At 47.3% G+C, this 17,361-nt stretch carries 15 protein-coding genes; 3 read left to right on the top strand and 12 right to left on the bottom strand.

Going from position 1 to position 17,361, the window contains the following annotated elements; all coding sequences use genetic code 11:
* Positions 1–21: 21 nt before the first annotated feature.
* The 12 genes from ACZ5R2_RS13485 to ACZ5R2_RS13430 all read right to left on the bottom strand — a co-directional run bounded on the left by ACZ5R2_RS13485 (position 22) and on the right by ACZ5R2_RS13430 (position 11,467).
* Entirely contained in the window at positions 22–702 is a 681-nt protein-coding gene (locus ACZ5R2_RS13485; RefSeq protein ID WP_464899876.1) for a DUF2764 family protein, read from the bottom strand.
* 48 nt (positions 703–750) lie between these two features.
* Entirely contained in the window at positions 751–1,431 is a 681-nt protein-coding gene (locus ACZ5R2_RS13480; protein ID WP_464899875.1) for a hypothetical protein, read from the bottom strand.
* A 10-nt stretch (positions 1,432–1,441) separates the two neighbouring features.
* Entirely contained in the window at positions 1,442–1,891 is a 450-nt protein-coding gene (locus ACZ5R2_RS13475) for an ATP synthase subunit C (RefSeq protein ID WP_464899874.1), read from the bottom strand.
* Between the two features lie 3 nt (positions 1,892–1,894).
* Positions 1,895–3,700 (bottom strand): V-type ATP synthase subunit I, encoded by a 1,806-nt coding sequence (locus ACZ5R2_RS13470; RefSeq protein ID WP_464899873.1) that lies wholly within the window; start codon positions 3,698–3,700, stop codon positions 1,895–1,897.
* Complete coding sequence (locus tag ACZ5R2_RS13465) at positions 3,697–4,320, bottom strand: V-type ATP synthase subunit D (protein ID WP_164650476.1); 624 nt, start codon at positions 4,318–4,320, stop codon at positions 3,697–3,699. The genes ACZ5R2_RS13470 and ACZ5R2_RS13465 overlap by 4 nt, the downstream gene beginning before the upstream one ends.
* 3 nt (positions 4,321–4,323) lie before the next feature.
* On the bottom strand, positions 4,324–5,688 hold the full coding sequence (locus ACZ5R2_RS13460; RefSeq protein ID WP_464899872.1) for a V-type ATP synthase subunit B: 1,365 nt from the start codon (positions 5,686–5,688) through the stop codon (positions 4,324–4,326).
* A gap of 984 nt (positions 5,689–6,672) precedes the next feature.
* Positions 6,673–7,866 (bottom strand): carbohydrate porin, encoded by a 1,194-nt coding sequence (locus ACZ5R2_RS13455; RefSeq protein WP_464899871.1) that lies wholly within the window; start codon positions 7,864–7,866, stop codon positions 6,673–6,675.
* Between the two features lie 24 nt (positions 7,867–7,890).
* Positions 7,891–8,409 carry a hypothetical protein gene (locus tag ACZ5R2_RS13450; protein ID WP_464899870.1) on the bottom strand — a complete coding sequence of 173 codons (519 nt, stop codon included), beginning with the start codon at positions 8,407–8,409 and terminating at the stop codon, positions 7,891–7,893.
* Between the two features lie 434 nt (positions 8,410–8,843).
* Positions 8,844–9,395, bottom strand: a complete 552-nt coding sequence (locus ACZ5R2_RS13445) for a hypothetical protein (protein WP_464899869.1) — start codon at positions 9,393–9,395, stop codon at positions 8,844–8,846.
* Positions 9,368–10,105: a winged helix-turn-helix domain-containing protein gene (locus tag ACZ5R2_RS13440; protein ID WP_464899868.1), complete on the bottom strand. Its 738-nt coding sequence runs from the start codon at positions 10,103–10,105 to the stop codon at positions 9,368–9,370. The genes ACZ5R2_RS13445 and ACZ5R2_RS13440 overlap by 28 nt, the downstream gene beginning before the upstream one ends.
* Positions 10,106–10,267: 162 nt before the next feature.
* Positions 10,268–11,245, bottom strand: a complete 978-nt coding sequence (locus ACZ5R2_RS13435) for a hypothetical protein (RefSeq protein WP_464899867.1) — start codon at positions 11,243–11,245, stop codon at positions 10,268–10,270.
* A gap of 12 nt (positions 11,246–11,257) precedes the next feature.
* Positions 11,258–11,467: a cold-shock protein gene (locus ACZ5R2_RS13430; protein ID WP_464899866.1), complete on the bottom strand. Its 210-nt coding sequence runs from the start codon at positions 11,465–11,467 to the stop codon at positions 11,258–11,260.
* Positions 11,468–11,681: 214 nt separating this feature from the next.
* Here ACZ5R2_RS13430 and ACZ5R2_RS13425 point away from each other — a divergent pair, with 214 nt between their 5' ends.
* The 3 genes from ACZ5R2_RS13425 to ACZ5R2_RS13415 are packed head-to-tail and all read left to right on the top strand — an operon-like array spanning position 11,682 to position 17,274.
* Complete coding sequence (locus tag ACZ5R2_RS13425) at positions 11,682–13,037, top strand: TolC family outer membrane protein (RefSeq protein WP_464899865.1); 1,356 nt, start codon at positions 11,682–11,684, stop codon at positions 13,035–13,037.
* Positions 13,038–13,069: 32 nt separating this feature from the next.
* Positions 13,070–14,152: an efflux RND transporter periplasmic adaptor subunit gene (locus ACZ5R2_RS13420; RefSeq protein WP_464899864.1), complete on the top strand. Its 1,083-nt coding sequence runs from the start codon at positions 13,070–13,072 to the stop codon at positions 14,150–14,152.
* Positions 14,153–14,157: 5 nt separating this feature from the next.
* Positions 14,158–17,274, top strand: coding sequence for an efflux RND transporter permease subunit (locus tag ACZ5R2_RS13415; RefSeq protein WP_464899863.1), 3,117 nt, complete (start codon positions 14,158–14,160; stop codon positions 17,272–17,274).
* Positions 17,275–17,361 lie beyond the last annotated feature (87 nt).

Below are 17,361 nucleotides of genomic sequence, written 5' to 3'. Positions count from 1 at the left end.
TGAACAACCTGTTTTGTTTTCTTAATTAGGCAGATCATGGGCGAACTCGCCCAGTGCATTCTCTACGAGCTGATCAAAGCGCTCGATAGCGAGGTCGTTATCGTATGTCGTCCAGCGAGAGACGAGGTTCCAACGCAACACGTAGATCACAACGGCTTCAAAGCTGAAGCGCTGTTGGGCTCCAATACGGTCAAGCTCATGCCATACCGCCTTGAGCAGCTCTTGTTCGAGCTCAAAGCTCTGGTCTGCTTCCATATACCTGGCCACATCAGGTAGCCAAGGAAAGGTAAATTGCAGATTGAAGTAGGGCACGTTCCAGTTACGACGAATAAACTCGTAACGGGTACCAAAGCTCCAGCGTGGCTCGGATGGTGCGCCAGCGCCAGCACGTTTGCGGCGCAATGCTGCGACCACCGTGCGCATGTCGAGTCGCCAGTCAATAAGCTCGGTGAGCACCTTACTGTTGACCTGCTCGCGAGTGCGGGTGGCAAACTTAATCAGCTCAGCATCACTGGTATCGTCTTTGGCTGAATCCCAGTGCATTAAACGCTCAATTTTGCTCAGCAGCTTTCGCTCTGTGAATGACAAACTGCTTAGACGACGCTCAAGCTGGTAACGTGAAATGGGCGTTACCTGACTGTCAAACAGAGAGTCGATATGCGGCAGCGACGTCAAAAGGCTGTGGTAAGCTTTTTCGGCCATATTCGCTCCTTGTGGAAGAAAAGGCAGGGCAAGCCTGCCTTTCAGCGCTTATTTAACAATCCCTTCGAGCAACGCACGGAAGCGAGGCTGAAGGTGGTTTAGCATCATCTTGGTCACGGTCTCATCTGAAAGAGCAACCTCAATGTCTTTGTCTTTAAGACGGAATACAACAGCATTGTCGTTGTCGTCATTGACATTAAACGTGACGCCATCACGCAGCATTTCTGCCGCTTGCGCAACCGCAAAGTGCATCAAGGTACCTTCCTTGAGCTCTTCGGGGTTGTTTTGCAGGTCGCTCAGACCCACAACCTTGGTTGGCAGGATGACTTCTAGCGCTTCATCACGACTGATGTCGTTGCGACCAGCGATTTCCAGGATCATCTGTTTAAGCAAGGCTTGGTCAGTCAGTTGAGTGCCGACTGTGGCCTGGATTTGCTGAGCAAACTCATCTTGTAGGAAGCTTTTGAGCTCTAAGATGGCATTTCGATTAGCCATTTCAAACGCTTGCTTACCTGCCGAAGTGACAAAGTCAGCTTCTCTTTTAGCGCCTGCGAGGATAAGCTCAGCTTTTCCCTCTGCCTCAGAAATGATCGCAGCGGATTCTTTGCGTGCCTCGGCAAGAATATTGTCGGCTGCCAATTGACCAGCCTCTACGCCCTCTTGACGCAGTGTCTCTACCAGCTGCTTAATGCCAGCAGATACCGGAGTGTGTTGAGTTTCTGTAGTCATTATCCGTTCCTTAAGCGGCGATGTTGCCGCCCATTACTAAAGCGAAAACGAAAGCAAACACAGAGAAGCCTTCAACGATGGCCGCTGGTGCGATAGACAGACCAAACACCTCTGGCTTGTTCTTCGATGCATTGATCGCCGCTGATACGGCTTGGCCCTGATAAATAGCAGAGAAAAGTAGTGCAAGACCGGTCATCAGACCGATACCAAACAGGCCACCCGCAGTCGCTTCAGTCACGCCGATACCCGAAAGGGTAAACATGATCACGATGCCGTAGATAACCTGAGATGAGGGCATCGCCGATAGGCCAATGTATTTACCGTAGCCAGACTCAACGTCTAGCATCGCACCACACGCCGATTGTCCGGCGATCGAACAACCAATTGCTGAGCCAATTGCGCCAAGCGCTACCGGAGCGAATGCGCCTAACCAACCTAGTGCAATAACGAAATGTTCCATTTTTTAATCCTCTTTCTTACGAAACGCTTTGAATGGGTATCCTTCGTCGGATAGACCCCAATTTACAAATTCAATTACATTGAGACGCATGCCGTGCACCACGCCACTCATAATACAGAGTGCGAAGTTAAGGACATGGCCGAGAAGCAGAATCAAGCCAGCGAACAACACGCCGGAAACGGGTTTAGCTTCAATAGCCTGACCTGCAAGTGAGTTAAATGTCATCGCCAATGACGCACCTGACAGACCCAATGCGAATAGACGCATGTAGCTGAGAATGTCACCGAACGCACCGGTGATGTTGTAGATAGCTTTAGCGCCATCGAGTATGCGCAGCGCCAGACCTTTCGGCGTGTCGATAGGACGGTTGCTGCTAAAGACGCAGACAAGGCCCGCACCACCAATCGCACAGACAACGCCGACAAACTTGCCAAGGCCTTGCCAAACCGTACCGGTTTCGGCAAACCAATACACCATGCCGCCAAACATTAACGCGGCCCAGCCAAGTGGTGCCAGCGCGCGAGTTTGAGTACGGTTGATGTAAGCAGTCATCACGTTGGCGATGATCAGGTGCATGACACCAATAAACACAGACAGCTTCATCATCGCCGAATAATCGTTCATATCGATGATGTTCAGCGAGCCTAATAGGCTGCCCTCGCTCGGTGTTACACCAAAGTAACTACCGGCTAAGATGCCCCAAGCCACACCAAGTCCTGACATAAACAGGCCAAGGTTCTTGAGTCGCTGTCCCTCGATGTTTTGCTCAAACTTGTCTCTAAACAACAGAACAATTACACCAAAGATGGCTGAGTACATGGCGTCATTCATAATCATGGCAAAGAACAATGAGAATGAATAAAACACCAGATTACCCGGGTCCCAAGCACGATAGTTTGGGGTTTGGAAGAAGCCCATCGCCTCTGCACCACCACCAGTCAGATCCGAGTTTTCGAGCAAGGTTGGCGGCTGGTCGTCAGCCTGTGGTTCTTCTAGTAGCACGGCGGTGCCAAAGGCCTCGCTAAGCTCTAGAATCGCCTCTTCGGCATCGGCAGGCATCCAACCTTGGACGAGGAAGAACTCCCCTTCATCTTGAACACCAGATGATGCCAGCAACAGCTCAGCATGATCCTGGCTTGCGGCAAGCGATTGACTTAATGGATAAATCCAACGAGTCAAGGCTTCACGTTCGGCGTACAAGTCTTCAAGGTGCTGTTCGGCAATCTCGATATGCTCTGCAACTTTGGATAAGCTATCTTGCCCAACACGTGAGCGCTCAACCGGTAGAATGCCGCTATCGGGTTCGTTTTCTGATACCACGATAATGTAAGCATTTTTCTGGTCGCGATAGATCTCCTGCCAAGGAACCTCTAAGCTGGACAGGGCTGCCGACTTTTTCAGTGGCAACACATAAAACCAAAAGCGCAGACCTTGGATGCTAGGAAGCTCAGGCAAGTCAAACTCACCCCACGGACGTAACAATTGCAAACGCTGTTTGAGTAGGTCGCGTTTATCTTGTTGCTGGCGGATGCGCTGCTTGTTCTCGAGGATCTCTGCCACCAACTCATCAACATCGATCAAGCTTTTATCTTTGACCGGACGGCGACGGCGTTCGAGGCGACTGAGCCACGCGAGTGCCTCACTTGCCTCGGTTGGCTGCTGCATGGCAATCGCACGATTGGCTTTGGCATTGTCTTCACTTAATGGAATCAGATGCATACAACCAAGCGCTTGCAAAGCAATGAGGATGTCTTCACGACGTGAGGCTTGGCCACCAAGCGTTAGTCGTTTTAGTGATTTAATACTCATGCTTGACCTCCCTGCTGTTTGGCTTGTTGTGCTAACACTTTTTGCTTGGACAGTTTTGCATTCATTACCGCGGCTCGGTCTTGATCGGACAAGTAGATGCCGATACGACGAATGTTCTCTTTTGTCTGTGGAATAAGTACCTTAGAGAAAAGATTCACTCTTTGACTGGTGACGCGAGTAGCATGACTGATCAGCTCATAGCGTTTTTGAAAAACAGACAGTTCGACACGCAGGCGGACCATCTCTTTCAATTGACGTACAACACTATCAACCCAATGGGGACGAGCTAAGTAGCTGTAAGGGGTGAGTTCAAAATCAATATCTTTGATCACCGGCACTTTACAGCCAACGATGTTTTGCGTATCGAGTGTGACGTTATGAACTTTGATCAAGTTGTTCACGCTAATCTCTTTGCACGCCAGCATAGGTATCGCTTCTTTGACGATACTGCGCAGCTCAGCGACTCGCTGCTCTGCGTCTCTCAATGCTTGCTCGGCTTTTTTACGCTCAATCATCAATTGTTGACGCTTTAGCTCTAACGCAGGTAGGTAGCGGTTGTATGTCTTTAAGCTGCGTTTTTCTTGGTTTAACGCGCTTTTGTTCAAGGCTACCTGGGACATCGATTAAACCTCCGCTTCAACAGGGGAAGTTTGGTTTGATGGCCAGTAGTGCTCAAGCAAGCTGTCTTTGATCAGTGTTTCTTCTGCTTCAAAGCAGTCTGCAAGAATCTTCCAGCCAAGGTCGAGCGCTTCTTCCAATGACATATCGACATCCAGCGTCATAAAGTTCTTCTTAAACAGGTCGCCGTACTTAAGGGTTTTGCGATCGTAATCCGACAGCTCAAACGCCATCGTTTCTTTCTGCTTGGCTTCAACGGCCTCAGAGTACAAACGGATCAGGGCATCCATCAGCGCGCCGTGATCCTCACGGGTCTGTTTTCCTACTACCATCTGCTTAAGGCGAGATAGCGAGCCAAACGGATCAATCACGCCATCGTGCAGGTAGAACTGACCTTCAGTGATGTAGCCAGTGTTATCGGGCACTGGGTGCGTAACATCGTTACCTGGCATCGTCGTAACCGCAAGCAAAGTCACTGAGCCTGCGCCCTTGTAGTCACAGGCCTTTTCGTAACGCTTAGCAAGCTGTGAGTACAGGTCACCCATATAACCGCGATTCGATGGGATCTTATCCATAGAGACACCAATCTCTTTCATCGCATCCGCATAAGAGGTCATATCGGTAAGCAAAACCAACACGTTTTTGCTCTCACCCACGGCAAAGTGTTCAGCGACGGATAGCGCCATGTCAGGAGCAAGAAGACGTTCAACAGTTGGGTCGGAGGCTTGGTTAACAAACATCACCGTACGAGAGGAAACACCCGCCTCTTCAAACTGGGTTTTAAAGAAGTGGTAATCGTCGTAAATAAGGCCCATACCTGCGAAAACAACGACATCTGCTTCTGCCTGAATCGCAATTCGAGAAAGGAACTTGTTGTATGGCTCACCGGCAACAGAGAATACTGGGATTTTCTGTGATTCTACTAGGGTGTTAAACACGTCAATCATCGGCACGTTGGTTCGCACCATACGTGAAGCCAGTGTGCGACGGACTGGATTGACTGATGGGCCATCGATCTCGACCTTAGGATCGGTCTCGAGCTCTGGGCCATTATCGATGGCATTACCTGCACCGTTGAAAATGCGACCAAGAACGTTCGGCGAGTAGGTCACCTTCATTGGCTGATCTAGAAAACAGACTGCGGCATTGGTCGAAAGACCTTTACAGCCTGCAAATACCTGCAATGAGACTTCTTCATCATCAATCTTAATGATTTGAGCTAATGAATAGTTCTCACCATCTTGCTCAATCATCGCAAGATCGCCATATTTGGCTGTGGCATTTTCACTATTAAGTTTGGGTACTTCTACCTTAATCAAATCACCAACAATACTTAGTATGTTGGTGTATCTTAAAAGACTCTGCGACATCACAGTTCCTTGATTACTACTTAAAGGAAGAGTTTTCAGTCGCTAGGTTTAATTGAGTAAGCGACTGAGTAGCTGGTGCTTGAATAAGATGGCTCCTTATTTGGCTAAATAAGTCCTTATTCGAAGACGTGAGTAGATTAAGCCAATGAAAACTAATTAACACCTCATAGTAATGTCAAAGTGTGATAATTTGTAATTAAAGATTTCGATCACATCGGATAAAACGAAACAGTTATTCGAATAAAACATGGGTTTAAACTTGTGCAAAAATGATTCATTTTATTTAAGGTATTGTTTTTTAAGAGTATAGCTTGAAATTGTGCGGAGTGTATTTTGTGCTACATCAGAAAATTCGTCGTAGTTCTGAGATGTAGCTCATGGTTTTCAATACTGAAAACTAAGATATCACTATTGATACTCGCTGGAAAAGTGTAACAAATGTAACAGAGCTGGCTGGGTGCTTTAGGGTATATTTTGTACTGAGGTTTATATGTGAAAAAGTAAATAGTTTATTTATTTGATCTTGATTGTCTTTAAAGGCTGTGAGGATTGTCTCTTGTGCTGATTAATATCTGTTTCACCAAAGGTTAGGGATAGATTGGAATCATTGAAAGAATGCGAGCTTTAATTTGTGTTGCTTTATATGATGGTCATTGGTTGTATTATTATATGGTGATAACTGTGAAATAAGCAGAATATAATGTTGGTTTATTTTTTTACTTATTAATGTCCGGTACTTCAACTAAAGGTCTCGATTTCCGGTACATACAGCGTTCGATAGCAGCATGATAGCATTACTATAGGCTTGTGACTTACGTACAGATAGGTTGGTGATTCAAAGTTATGACAGGCAGGCGTTAGGAGTGTTAGAGCCAAAAGAAGGGCGACAAACTGAGGTTGCAAAGTTTGGAATGGCTTGAATTAAACTAATAAAAAAGAGTGACCAAATGGCCACTCTTTTGAGGTTTAGACTAAGTAATTGTGTTAAAAACGAATGTTGGTACGCAGACCTGCAACCCAAGCCGCAGAATCCGTGCTCACTGCCGGTACTACGTACTGAATATCACCAGTGAGTGTTAGCCAAGACAGTGCTTGGTAAGCGTAAAAGGCCTCAAAGCCACTTTCGTCCTGAAGTAGCTGCATGTCTACGACGTCGTTGATGTTGTCTTGCAAGTCATTAGACAGGTCGTAGTAGTAGTAACCTATGCCCCAAGTATCCATTGGTCTATCGAAGAACAGGGCACTACCACCTAGGCCGCCAACAAAGGTACCATCGATAATGTTCGGATTGCCATCAGCCAACGCAGCACGCAGGTATAAACCCCAACTGTCGCCATCACGCTCTACCAGGTTATGATTTACCTGCACACGAGCGTTGTACTTGTACTGGGCAGTAGCACTTAAATCACTGAAGTCGGTGCCTTCTTCTGTGCTGTAGGTAAGCGAGGTTGAGATAGAGCTGCTGCGGTTAAACCAATCGGTATTGTAGGTCGCAGACAGGTTGACATTCACCCCATCTTCAAACAGACCACTCATATCAAGGCTATCGGTATAACGGTCACGCGGATCGTAAATCATTCCGCTAAGGCGCCAGTTATCGATAGTGTGGTTGGCAATCGCGCCGACGAAAGACGGAGGTGTAACCCCACTTGGTGGCGCAGCAAAGGCAAGATTCAAAAAGCCATGACGCGTTGCTCCGCCAAAGAATGGTGCATTTCTTAGCAGCTCAAAGGCATCGATTTTACCGATGTGCATGTTAGTTGCTGACGAAAACTGATGGGTATAGAACAAAGAGGAGATAAACACATCTTCATCATGACCATATTGACCAGCGTTAGGTGCTGACAGGCCAGTGTAACCGAAGTCATTGGCTGTGCCACCGCGTGCAACCAATTGAGTGGTCAACTTGCCACCTTCCCAAAGTCCCATTTTTTCAAGGTCTAGGCTAGTGATCATATCGAATCGATGAGAGTTATTGAGATCCTTCTGCTCGCTACCAGCAACAACAGATTGGAGTGTATTCGTGTACTCGATATCGAAGTTGATGCCCTTAGCATCTAAGTCAGAGCGTGCACCGCCCCAATTGCCACTGAGTTTATCGCTAAAGTCTGTGCTAGCAACACAGCTGGCACTCATTATGATTAAGGGTAGGGTGATAAAATGAACCACGTTGGTCATGGGTGAATTTCCTTTTTATGATAACTAACAAGCGCGAGATAACTGGCTAATCTGTAGTTTGTTGCTGCAGGCTACAATTGCTTCAAAGGCATCGATTGCTTCACTGAGAGTGAGGGCACCAGCTTGATAAGCGGACGTGATACTGGCTTTGTTGCCATAATGAAGCTCGGCTGAATTCGAGATGATGCCGTGGGTACTTAAATACGCGGCAAGCAGGCTTGTGCATGCCGAAGGCGTACGTTCTTGATCACTTATCAATGCGTTGATCAGTGCTTTAGCTCGTTTGATATGGTTAGAGAGGAGCGCGTAACGGTTTAAATTTACCACGATCGAGATGCGCTCTAAGATCCTTAGTGCTTGGTCAAGATCTTCGGCAAGGTATTGCTCCGCATTCGAAGTTTGCCCATTCAAAGCATTAATCTGTTCGATAATATTTACCCGCTCCTTGGGTAAAATTGCTATTTGGTCTTCCCTGACGCTATGGATAATGTCCTGCATTAGTCGAGTGAGATCGCTAACTTTGGGACTATTCAAAAAAAACATAAACGTCACCTAGCCGGAGTCAGGTGTGCAGGGTAGACGAAATTCGACAAAAATAACTAAATTATGTTTTTTTATATCTCCTGTTATCTTGCTGTTTTTATTATATATTCATTGTAATTAATCAGGTTTGTTGCACGTTTCATTCAAGTAAAATGTTTGGACTGAACAGTTTTGTGATCCCAGTTGCACCCTAATAAGTTCAGCTATTGGGTTGTAGTCAATGACACGTGGAATAGTATTTTGGCTGCAAGTTAAGGCAAGGCTGTTTTGCGTTAAGGTGTCGCCACTCTAGAAGAGCGGTAACGTGATTGGCGAAAGCAATAATGAAAAAGTAACAACTCAAACACAGAGGTGGGTTGTTTCAGTGAGTTTGGTCGACCAAGCCGCGCCCTTATAAGCAAAGCTCGACTTGGTTGTTGCGCAAAAAGCGTAGGCTAGAATTGGATGAGCGTTGGCTCAGGAAGTCGCTTAGTTCGAGTAATGCCCAAGTAAGGGATATCGACGATAAGCTCCTGATCTGTTCTTGAAATCAGTTCTCTTGGATGGCGATAAATATCATGGATGAAGTTGATTAGCATGCCTTTGATTGGCTCAATATCAAATCCTTCTGATACATGGTTAATTTGAATGCTCGACTCTACCACCGACATATGAAGAAAATTGCCCTCAAGGTGCCAATCGATATCAAATTGCAATGAAAACTCTCCAATCATTTGTTCAGAGTTGTACAACTTGAATGCGATAGCCTGAATTCGCCTATCGTCATCGATATAGATCTGGGAGTGTGTTTCTACCACTCTCAGGTCCCAATAGTTACTCAGGTAGCCAAATTGGCTGGGATAGCCTCGGTGAACAAACCCCCAGGTGCTCCCAACGTTGACATGTGAGAGTGGGTGAGTGTCACGATACATAGCGTTGATGACACCCAAGGCAACGGCAATCAAAAATAACAGCGCGGTTATGAATTTGTGTGCGGTAGATGGCATCGAAGTACCTCACGATCGTCAGTGGACCAAGTTAACGTTGGATAAGGGAAGGCGGAAACCGCATCAGAAGATACCGGTAAGTGGTACAAGCGCGATGTTTGTTCTGCATCGATAAGTAATGAGTTGCAATCGTCTATTGCTCGCTCGGTTGGTACCTGTCCTTCAGGCATGACAATGGTCATTGGGACAACTCGCGAGCTCTGTCGAGTCGTAATGTACTGGTCGAAGGCACCGAGTCTAAACAGTGATAAGGTGGTCAGCGCGATTGCTGTAAGGCAGACAGCATTGGCAAAATAGCAGCCTAATTGCCATCGAATCTGATGAAGTTGCGAGAGTAACCGAGTCCATCCAGGGCGATAAGGGGCAAGAATTCGATTCAACTCTGCCTCGTTGAGTAGCGAAATACTGGCAATAAACACGTAACCTGACATAACTTGAGTCTGGATGAACGTCGGCGATTCGACTCTATCATCTAATTGGTGGCGCAGATTTTTTATCGCTGTGATGGCGCTGGATTTGGCACGTTTTCCTTGCCAAATCGATGCCAAGATTTGTTGGACGCTGATGTCACATCCGGCATTATCGATGAACAGCTGTAACAACTTCCACTCGTTAGAGCGTAGTTGATGATGTTGGCCATTCCTTAGTGATACAAGCTTCCCTGTGAGCCCATCGTAGATGACAGACTGGTTTAACAAGTAGTAGCTCATCGATTTTTACATGCTTTAGAGGGTGGTTTTAAGCGCTGTAGCGCATAAAAAGTCGGGCCATAATATAACATGTTGCCAAAACGTCAATACGGTGATTGTTGTGATATCGCTCTAAGATTGCGTACCTTTTCATCTACTTTTGACCTTCATTTAAAGCAGCCACTACTTAATTTGTAACTTCAGCGCCGAGAGCTCGTTAAGCAGCTTTTGATACTTTTGTTCAAAAGTGTGGGGTTTTCGCCCTCGTCGTAGCGGTCTTCTTTCATCATTTTCACCAGCCTGCACGTGGTTATCCAGCAGGTCAGCAATTTGCTTTTGTTTCTTGGTGATGGCTTTGTCAAGTTTCTGACGCTCGGTTAACTTTGGACGCCCAAGGGAGGATGCTTTTTTTTGTTGGTATTTGTCTGCGAGCGCGGCCGGTGTGGGTATCTTAAGCTGGTGGTACTTGTATAGAGCGGTTAACTGGTTAAACAGCGCGATCAAGTCTTCTTCAGCTCGCACGACTTGTATAGGCAAAGGAATCACGGGGCGACCCGCCGCATTAACTGAATTGGTTTGATACACTAAGCTCAAGCGATGGTGTTTTATCAATACCAATACTGCGCGAATAACTGTACGAATCGACTTCACTTGGTCGACCTGGAATGCATCACACAACTGAGTACGCAGCTGTTTAGCTAATTGATAGAGCATATGTGACTGGTAGATAACCGATTGTGACTTTAATGTACTGAGGGAATCAGTCCATTGGCTAATTTGCTCTGGCTGTTTGACGGATTTTGCTTGCTCAAGTTCTTCACGCAGCGTAAAAACCAGTTCGTAGCTCGTGATGAGCTGGTCTAATAAAGTTTGTAAAGTGCTGCTTAATTGGTTGTATCGAGTCTGTGCGCAAGCGTGTCTTTGAATCGCGAGTAAGTCATTGTCTAGCTGGGACCAAAATCGATACTCTTCTGCGACGGTCAAGATAGGCTGAATGAGTGCTTTCTGCTGCGTAACTGATAGGGATGGATGTATTTTAGCCACGCTTAAATTCAGTTGTTGGCGCAGCTCGACAAGTTTAATGTATTGTCCTGCGACTTTTCTTTCGAGCTTGACGATTTCGCTGAGTTTGGGGCGACCTTGTTTGGTTGTGAATGTCATAATGATTCTATTCTACAGTGGGATAACTCTGTGGGCTTGAAAGCGACCGTCTGGATCTTTAAACACCTCAATGAAGACGCGGTCTCCGGTCTGTAATTGCAAATCTGGGGTGTCGAGTGAATTGACATCGATAAGTACATCGATGGCGATGATATCGGGTGCGGCAAAGCCGAATCCCTTATCCGGATTAAACCAAGTGACTTGCGCTTTTAACTGGTACATGGTCCGACCATTTGAATTAATAAGTAATTAATTAAATACCAAGGATGCCGGAGCTTGTCCACGATTTTGCCGCAATTCACACGCAAATCATGATCCAAAACAAAATACTGTAAGCACCACCTCTCAGACTCTTCGTCTTAACGCGAAAATCGCCCGGCATTTTCGTCAACGCCTACGTGTTGATGAATATAAGACCACTATATGGGCGACCAGTATGAACAACAAAAACATCTTGTCTCTGTGCATTAGTTTGACCCTCTTTTGCGCCAACGCGAATGCGAGCGCGGTGAACCTGTCGAGCTTGTATAAAGACTCACTGGAGAATAATCCAGAGCTAAAGTCGGCAGCCTACGAAATCGAACGAGCGCAACGTCAGCAAGAGCAAATCTCAGGACTGTACCGACCACAAGTCGATGCCGGGCTGCAATACGGCGCATTGCGTAACGATTGGACCACAATGAATGAAATCGATGGTCAAGGCGCTGAGGCATCTCTACGTGCGGGACAAAATCTTTATAATTCTGAGCTCAATGCAAGCGCACGTTTAGCGGAGCAAACCACTCAGCTAACTCAAGTAAGCTATCAAATTGCCTTAGAAGGACTAAAGCTTAATGTGGCAGCTAGCTACCTAAACGCATTTAAGCAGCAAGAAAGTCTGAAACAGGCGCAGGCCAATCACAAGGCGATTGGTGAGCAACTGGCTCAGATGAAGCACCGATTTGATAATGGCCTAGTGCCAGAGAACGATGTTAAAGAGACTCAGGCCCAGTATGACCTGTCGTTAACATCGGTGATTTTTGCTGAAAATAGTGTCGATAAAGCCCTTGATGCCCTGTATGAGCTGACCGGAAAAAGCTACGACTCAGTATTGCCACTTGCCCTTGAGCAAGTGCAGTTTGAGGCACCAAAAGCCACATTCAGTCAGTGGGAACAGAAAGCTCAGAAGGCCAATCCACAGATGCAGATCCAGCAGCAGCTTGTATCACTTTCTCGTGAGCAGATTGCTTTAGCTGAAGCGGGTCATATGCCAACCCTTGGGTTAGTTGCGGAGTATCGTTACGCGTTTGCATCTCAGTCACGCAGGAATGACATGGGTGCACCAAAAGGCGATTTCGGGGACCTTGATAATAACTCCACCATCTTTGCTGGTGTAGCAATGAGCCTGCCTGTTTACCGCGGTGGAGCCACCACCAGCAAGGTTGAGCAAGCCAATATTCAATACCAGCAATCTTTGCAACTGCAAGAGCAAACCTGGCGTGAAGTGACGCGAGATATCCGCAGCACTGAAAAAGATCTTCGCGCATTAGAAAGTGCACAACGTGCCTACCAGCAGGCGGTTCGCTCTGCGAAATCGGCACTGGTCGCAACTGAGCAGGGCTTCGAGGTCGGCAACCGCACCATCGTTGATGTGCTGAATGCCACCACCCAGTTGTACCAAGCAAGGCAGCAATTAAGTAACTCGCAGATTGACTTCTTGATCGCCTCTTTACAACTGCGTTTTCTTGCTGGCGAGCTGACAGAGCAAGATCTTATTGACGTGAATGCACTGACATCACAAAAAGCCCTTTAGTGGCAACAACAAGTGAATAAAAGAGATAGAAAATGAAATTACGCCCCTTGTATTTAGCAACGGCATTACTTCTTACTGGCTGTGGTGACTCTTCTGACAACGCAGCGCAAGCGGCTGCTCCGGCGGCTAAACCAGTTACTGTCGTTAAGTCGCAAGCCTTTGAACATAGCCCAACCCATCACTTTGTTGGTCGTATGCAGGCGATTGAGTCTGCTAAGTTAACTCCACGCACGACTGGCTACTTGTTAAGCAAGCGCTTTGAAGATGGTGCCATGGTAGAGAAAGGCGATGTTCTGTTTGAGATTGACCCAACCTCTTACGAGGCGGCGCTAGATGCTGCACGTGCAGCACTGGAAGAAGCGACAGCGGCGCTTGCGTTGACCGAGCTTAACCACAAGCGTAACCAAAATATGCTGCAAACTGGCGGTATCTCGCAGGCGCAACTGGACGTAAGCGCGGCTGAATTGTCGATGGCGAAATCACGTGTTCAGTCTGCGAAAGCTAACTTGGTTGTACAACAAGATAACCTCGAACAAACCAAGGTTCGAGCGCCTTACCGCGGTCAACTAGGTAAAACCAACTTCTCAATTGGTGACATGGTCGGGCCAAACTTTGGTCCTCTGACCGACATCGTGCAAATTCACCCAATCGAGGCGAGCTTCTCGATCAAAGAGTCGGATTTGGCGCGTCATAAGCTTCAACAAGAAGACGGTGATCTGGTTAGCTTGCACATTGACGGACAAGAAGAGTTTGATTTGGGCGCAATCAGCTTTGTCGACAACAAAATCAATCCATCAACAGGTGCGATTGAGGTGGCGGCTGAGTTTGCTAACGACGATATGACCTACCGTCCAAATCAATATGTGCGCGTTGGTCTAAGCCCAAGTGAGCCGATGACGGGGGTAACTGTCCCTCATAAAGCGGTGCACCAAGATGCCTTGTCTCAGTATGTCTTTATCGTCGATAACGGCACTGCAACCAAGGTTGAGGTTGAGGTAACGGATCGACTAGAGCAAGACGTGTTCATTACCGCAGGCCTAGAGCCTCAAGATGCCGTGATCACCGGTGGCTTGCAGCGTATTCGCGAGGGTGATCTCGTGGTGATCGCGGAGTAGGGTAGATGCTAAGTAAATTTTTTATCGAACGCCCTAAGTTTGCGTTTGTAATCTCTATATTTTTGACTTTAATCGGTCTGATCGCGATGAAAACCATGTCGATCGCCGAGTATCCAAGTGTAACCCCACCACAGGTTCGTGTTGTCGCCTTTATGCCAGGCGCGAGTGCTGAAACGGTCAAAGAGGTAATTGGTAACCCAATCGAGGAAGAAGTGAACGGTGTGGACGGCATGGTTTACATGCAGTCGCGCTCAACCAACGATGGGCGTTACTTCCTTAATATTACATTTGAAAATGGTATCGACTCAGATATGGCAATGGTTAACGTTTCTAACCGTGTTGCCGTTGCTGAGAACATGCTACCGTTCGATGTGCGCGCTCGTGGTGTTCGTATCCGCAAAGCATCACCGGATGACTTGCTGGCGATTGCCTTTTATTCACCGTCAGGTGCGATCTCAGAGCTTGAGATGAACAGTTGGGTTGAAGCCAACTTTATGGAGCGTATCGCACGTGTTCCGGGTTTGGCCAATACTGAGTTGATCGGTGCAACTTATGGTATGCGTGTTTGGCTTGATATTGATCGTATGGCATCTCTGGGTATTAATACTATTGAGGTCAAAAACGCGATTCGCGAGCAGAATGCAGTTTCGCCAGCAGGTCGAATCGGTCAAGGACCGAGTCGCGAAAATAGTGCACTTCAGTTTAACCTAATCACTCAAGGTCGCCTAAATTCAGCTCAAGACTTTGAGCAAATTATCGTACGCACACAACCTGATGGAACCCACGTTTATTTAAAAGATGTGGCGAATATTGAAATCGGCGCTCAGCTTTATGACGCTTATGCTGTTTACAATGGTAATGCCGCAAGTTTGGTTAGCATGCAAGCCAACCCGGATGCCAATGCACTTGACACTGGTGCCGCGGTTAAACAGGTGCTTAAAGACATAGAACCTCTTCTACCAGGTGACATGACTTACGGCATCCCATACGACACCACACTTTCGGTTGACGCATCGATTAAGAGTATTGTTGAAACCTTGATTGTCGCGGTGCTATTGGTTGTTGCGGTAACCTTTTTATTCCTTGGAAGTGTTCGTGCGACCTTGGCACCAGTTGTCGCTATCCCAGTATCACTGATTGGTACGTTTGCCTTCATGCAAATGGCCGGTTTCAGTATCAACACAGTGACGCTGTTTGGTCTGATCCTTGCGATCGGTATCGTGGTGGATAACGCAATTCTGGTGGTTGAAAACGTTGAACGTATTCTCGACGAACAACCAGAATGGACTAGTAAGCAGTGCACAGTGCAAGCCATGAAAGAGGTGACGGGGCCAATTGTTGCGTCGACATTGGTTATGCTTGCGGTATTTATTCCGGTTGCACTATTGCCGGGTATCACAGGACTCATGTTTGCGCAGTTCTCGATCACGATTTGTATTGCGCTGGTTCTTTCTGCGATAAACGCACTGACCTTGTCTCCAGCACTATGTGCGATGGTGATGAAGCGTAATGACAAGCCAGCTAAATGGTTCTTACTCTTCAACCGTGGTTTCGACAAAGTTACCAACGTGTATGGCAAAGCCGTGACACTAATGGTAAGAAAAACCGTCGTTCTAGTTATCACGTTTGCGGTTGCGATTGCATCAGTTGTCGCAATGAATGACCGTTTGCCAACTGCTTTCGTCCCGTCTGAAGACAAAGGCGTGCTGGTAATGGCGATGTTCTTGCCAGACAATGCCTCTAAAGAGCGTACGCACACGTTGATCAAAAAAGCGGAAGAGGTGCTAAATAACGACCCAGCAATTCAAGATTATGCAGGTGCGATCGGCTTTAATGCTCTGACAGGTGGTTTGGCGTCAAACTCAGCGACCATGTTCATCAACCTAAAAGGTTGGGACGAGCGTCTTGCAATGGAAGGGGACCATACCCAAGCAACGGTTGCACAGCGCCTTAACCAACAACTCTTTGCTATTGATAAAGCGATGACGATCACCATGGGCTTGCCACCAATTCCAGGTATCGGTGTTGGTGACGCACTTGAGTTCATGGTTCAAGATACATCAGGAGGCAGTGCGCAAGACTTGGCCTCAATGACTTATGCTTTGATGGCTAAAGCAAATGAAGCGCCAGAAATCACGAATGCTATGACAACGTATCGTGCCAATGTGCCGCACTACAGTGTTGACATTGATCGTGAGAAAGCGCGTCAGATGGGTGTGACGCTTGGTGCCATCAACGATGCGATGGCGACGCACCTTGCTTCTGCATACGTGAACGACTTCGCACTGAATGGGCGTAGCTACCGTGTGTTTGTTCAAGCAAAAGGTGAACAACGTGACGACTTAGACGATGTGCTGCGCATTCATGTACCTTCAGCTTCTGGAGAGCAGGTCGCACTATCAACCATTGCGTCTATTGAACCAACGCTTGAACCAGACTTGGTGACCAGCTACAACATGCTGCCAGCCGCTCGACTACAGTTGAACCCTGCACCGGGCTTCTCTTCAGGTGAGGCGATTGCCGCGATGGAGCGTGTTGCCGAGGAAGTTCTTAGCGCTGGATATACTTACGAGTGGACTAACATGGCCTTCCAAGAGAAGCAAGCGGGTAGCACTGCTCAGATCGCATTGATTTTAGCACTGGTGTTCATTTACCTGTTCCTAGTCGCTCAGTACGAATCATGGGCTCTGCCAGCAGCAATCATTATCGTTGCGCCAACGGCAGCGGTGGGTACGTACGCTGCTCTATTGCTTGGTGGCCAGGCACTGTCGATCTACGGCCAGATTGGCCTGATCCTACTGATCTCGCTTGCAGCGAAAAACGCCATCTTGATGGTTGAGTTCTCGAAGATCAAGCGTGAAGACGACGGGCTATCGATTGAAGAGGCGGCAATTCAGGGCGGTAAGATGCGCTTTAGAGCGGTAAACATGACCTCTTGGTCATTTATCTTGGGTATTTTACCGCTGGTATTTGCCGAAGGCGCTGGTGCGATCTCTCAGAACACAACCGGCCTTGCACTGCTAGGCGGCATGATGGTGGTGCTTGCGGTGGGCTCGGTGATGACCCCGGGCTTCTACGCTGTGTTCCAAACCCTGCGTGAAAAATTTAAATCACGTGGTTAATTAAGCAGCCTCCTTAGTCATTAGTCGAGCGTTAAATATATGTTCATATTTGGCTAAGGAGGATTTGTCTATTGTGGAAAAAGACGT

It is taken from the genome of Vibrio sabulosilitoris (assembly GCF_055391395.1).
The sequence above is the reverse complement of the archived record's forward strand: the minus strand, read 5'-3'. Positions and strand labels throughout refer to the sequence as shown.

Coding starts and splice junctions, on each gene's coding strand:
- ACZ5R2_RS13470 (WP_464899873.1), bottom strand. CDS start 3,700: ATGAGTATTAAATCACTAAAACGACTAACGCTTGGTGGCCAAGCCTCA.
- ACZ5R2_RS13420 (WP_464899864.1), top strand. CDS start 13,070: ATGAAATTACGCCCCTTGTATTTAGCAACGGCATTACTTCTTACTGGC.
- ACZ5R2_RS13450 (WP_464899870.1), bottom strand. CDS start 8,409: ATGTTTTTTTTGAATAGTCCCAAAGTTAGCGATCTCACTCGACTAATG.
- ACZ5R2_RS13415 (WP_464899863.1), top strand. CDS start 14,158: ATGCTAAGTAAATTTTTTATCGAACGCCCTAAGTTTGCGTTTGTAATC.
- ACZ5R2_RS13465 (WP_164650476.1), bottom strand. CDS start 4,320: ATGTCCCAGGTAGCCTTGAACAAAAGCGCGTTAAACCAAGAAAAACGC.
- ACZ5R2_RS13475 (WP_464899874.1), bottom strand. CDS start 1,891: ATGGAACATTTCGTTATTGCACTAGGTTGGTTAGGCGCATTCGCTCCG.
- ACZ5R2_RS13445 (WP_464899869.1), bottom strand. CDS start 9,395: ATGCCATCTACCGCACACAAATTCATAACCGCGCTGTTATTTTTGATT.
- ACZ5R2_RS13435 (WP_464899867.1), bottom strand. CDS start 11,245: ATGACATTCACAACCAAACAAGGTCGCCCCAAACTCAGCGAAATCGTC.
- ACZ5R2_RS13485 (WP_464899876.1), bottom strand. CDS start 702: ATGGCCGAAAAAGCTTACCACAGCCTTTTGACGTCGCTGCCGCATATC.
- ACZ5R2_RS13430 (WP_464899866.1), bottom strand. CDS start 11,467: ATGTACCAGTTAAAAGCGCAAGTCACTTGGTTTAATCCGGATAAGGGA.
- ACZ5R2_RS13440 (WP_464899868.1), bottom strand. CDS start 10,105: ATGAGCTACTACTTGTTAAACCAGTCTGTCATCTACGATGGGCTCACA.
- ACZ5R2_RS13460 (WP_464899872.1), bottom strand. CDS start 5,688: ATGTCGCAGAGTCTTTTAAGATACACCAACATACTAAGTATTGTTGGT.
- ACZ5R2_RS13480 (WP_464899875.1), bottom strand. CDS start 1,431: ATGACTACAGAAACTCAACACACTCCGGTATCTGCTGGCATTAAGCAG.
- ACZ5R2_RS13455 (WP_464899871.1), bottom strand. CDS start 7,866: ATGACCAACGTGGTTCATTTTATCACCCTACCCTTAATCATAATGAGT.
- ACZ5R2_RS13425 (WP_464899865.1), top strand. CDS start 11,682: ATGAACAACAAAAACATCTTGTCTCTGTGCATTAGTTTGACCCTCTTT.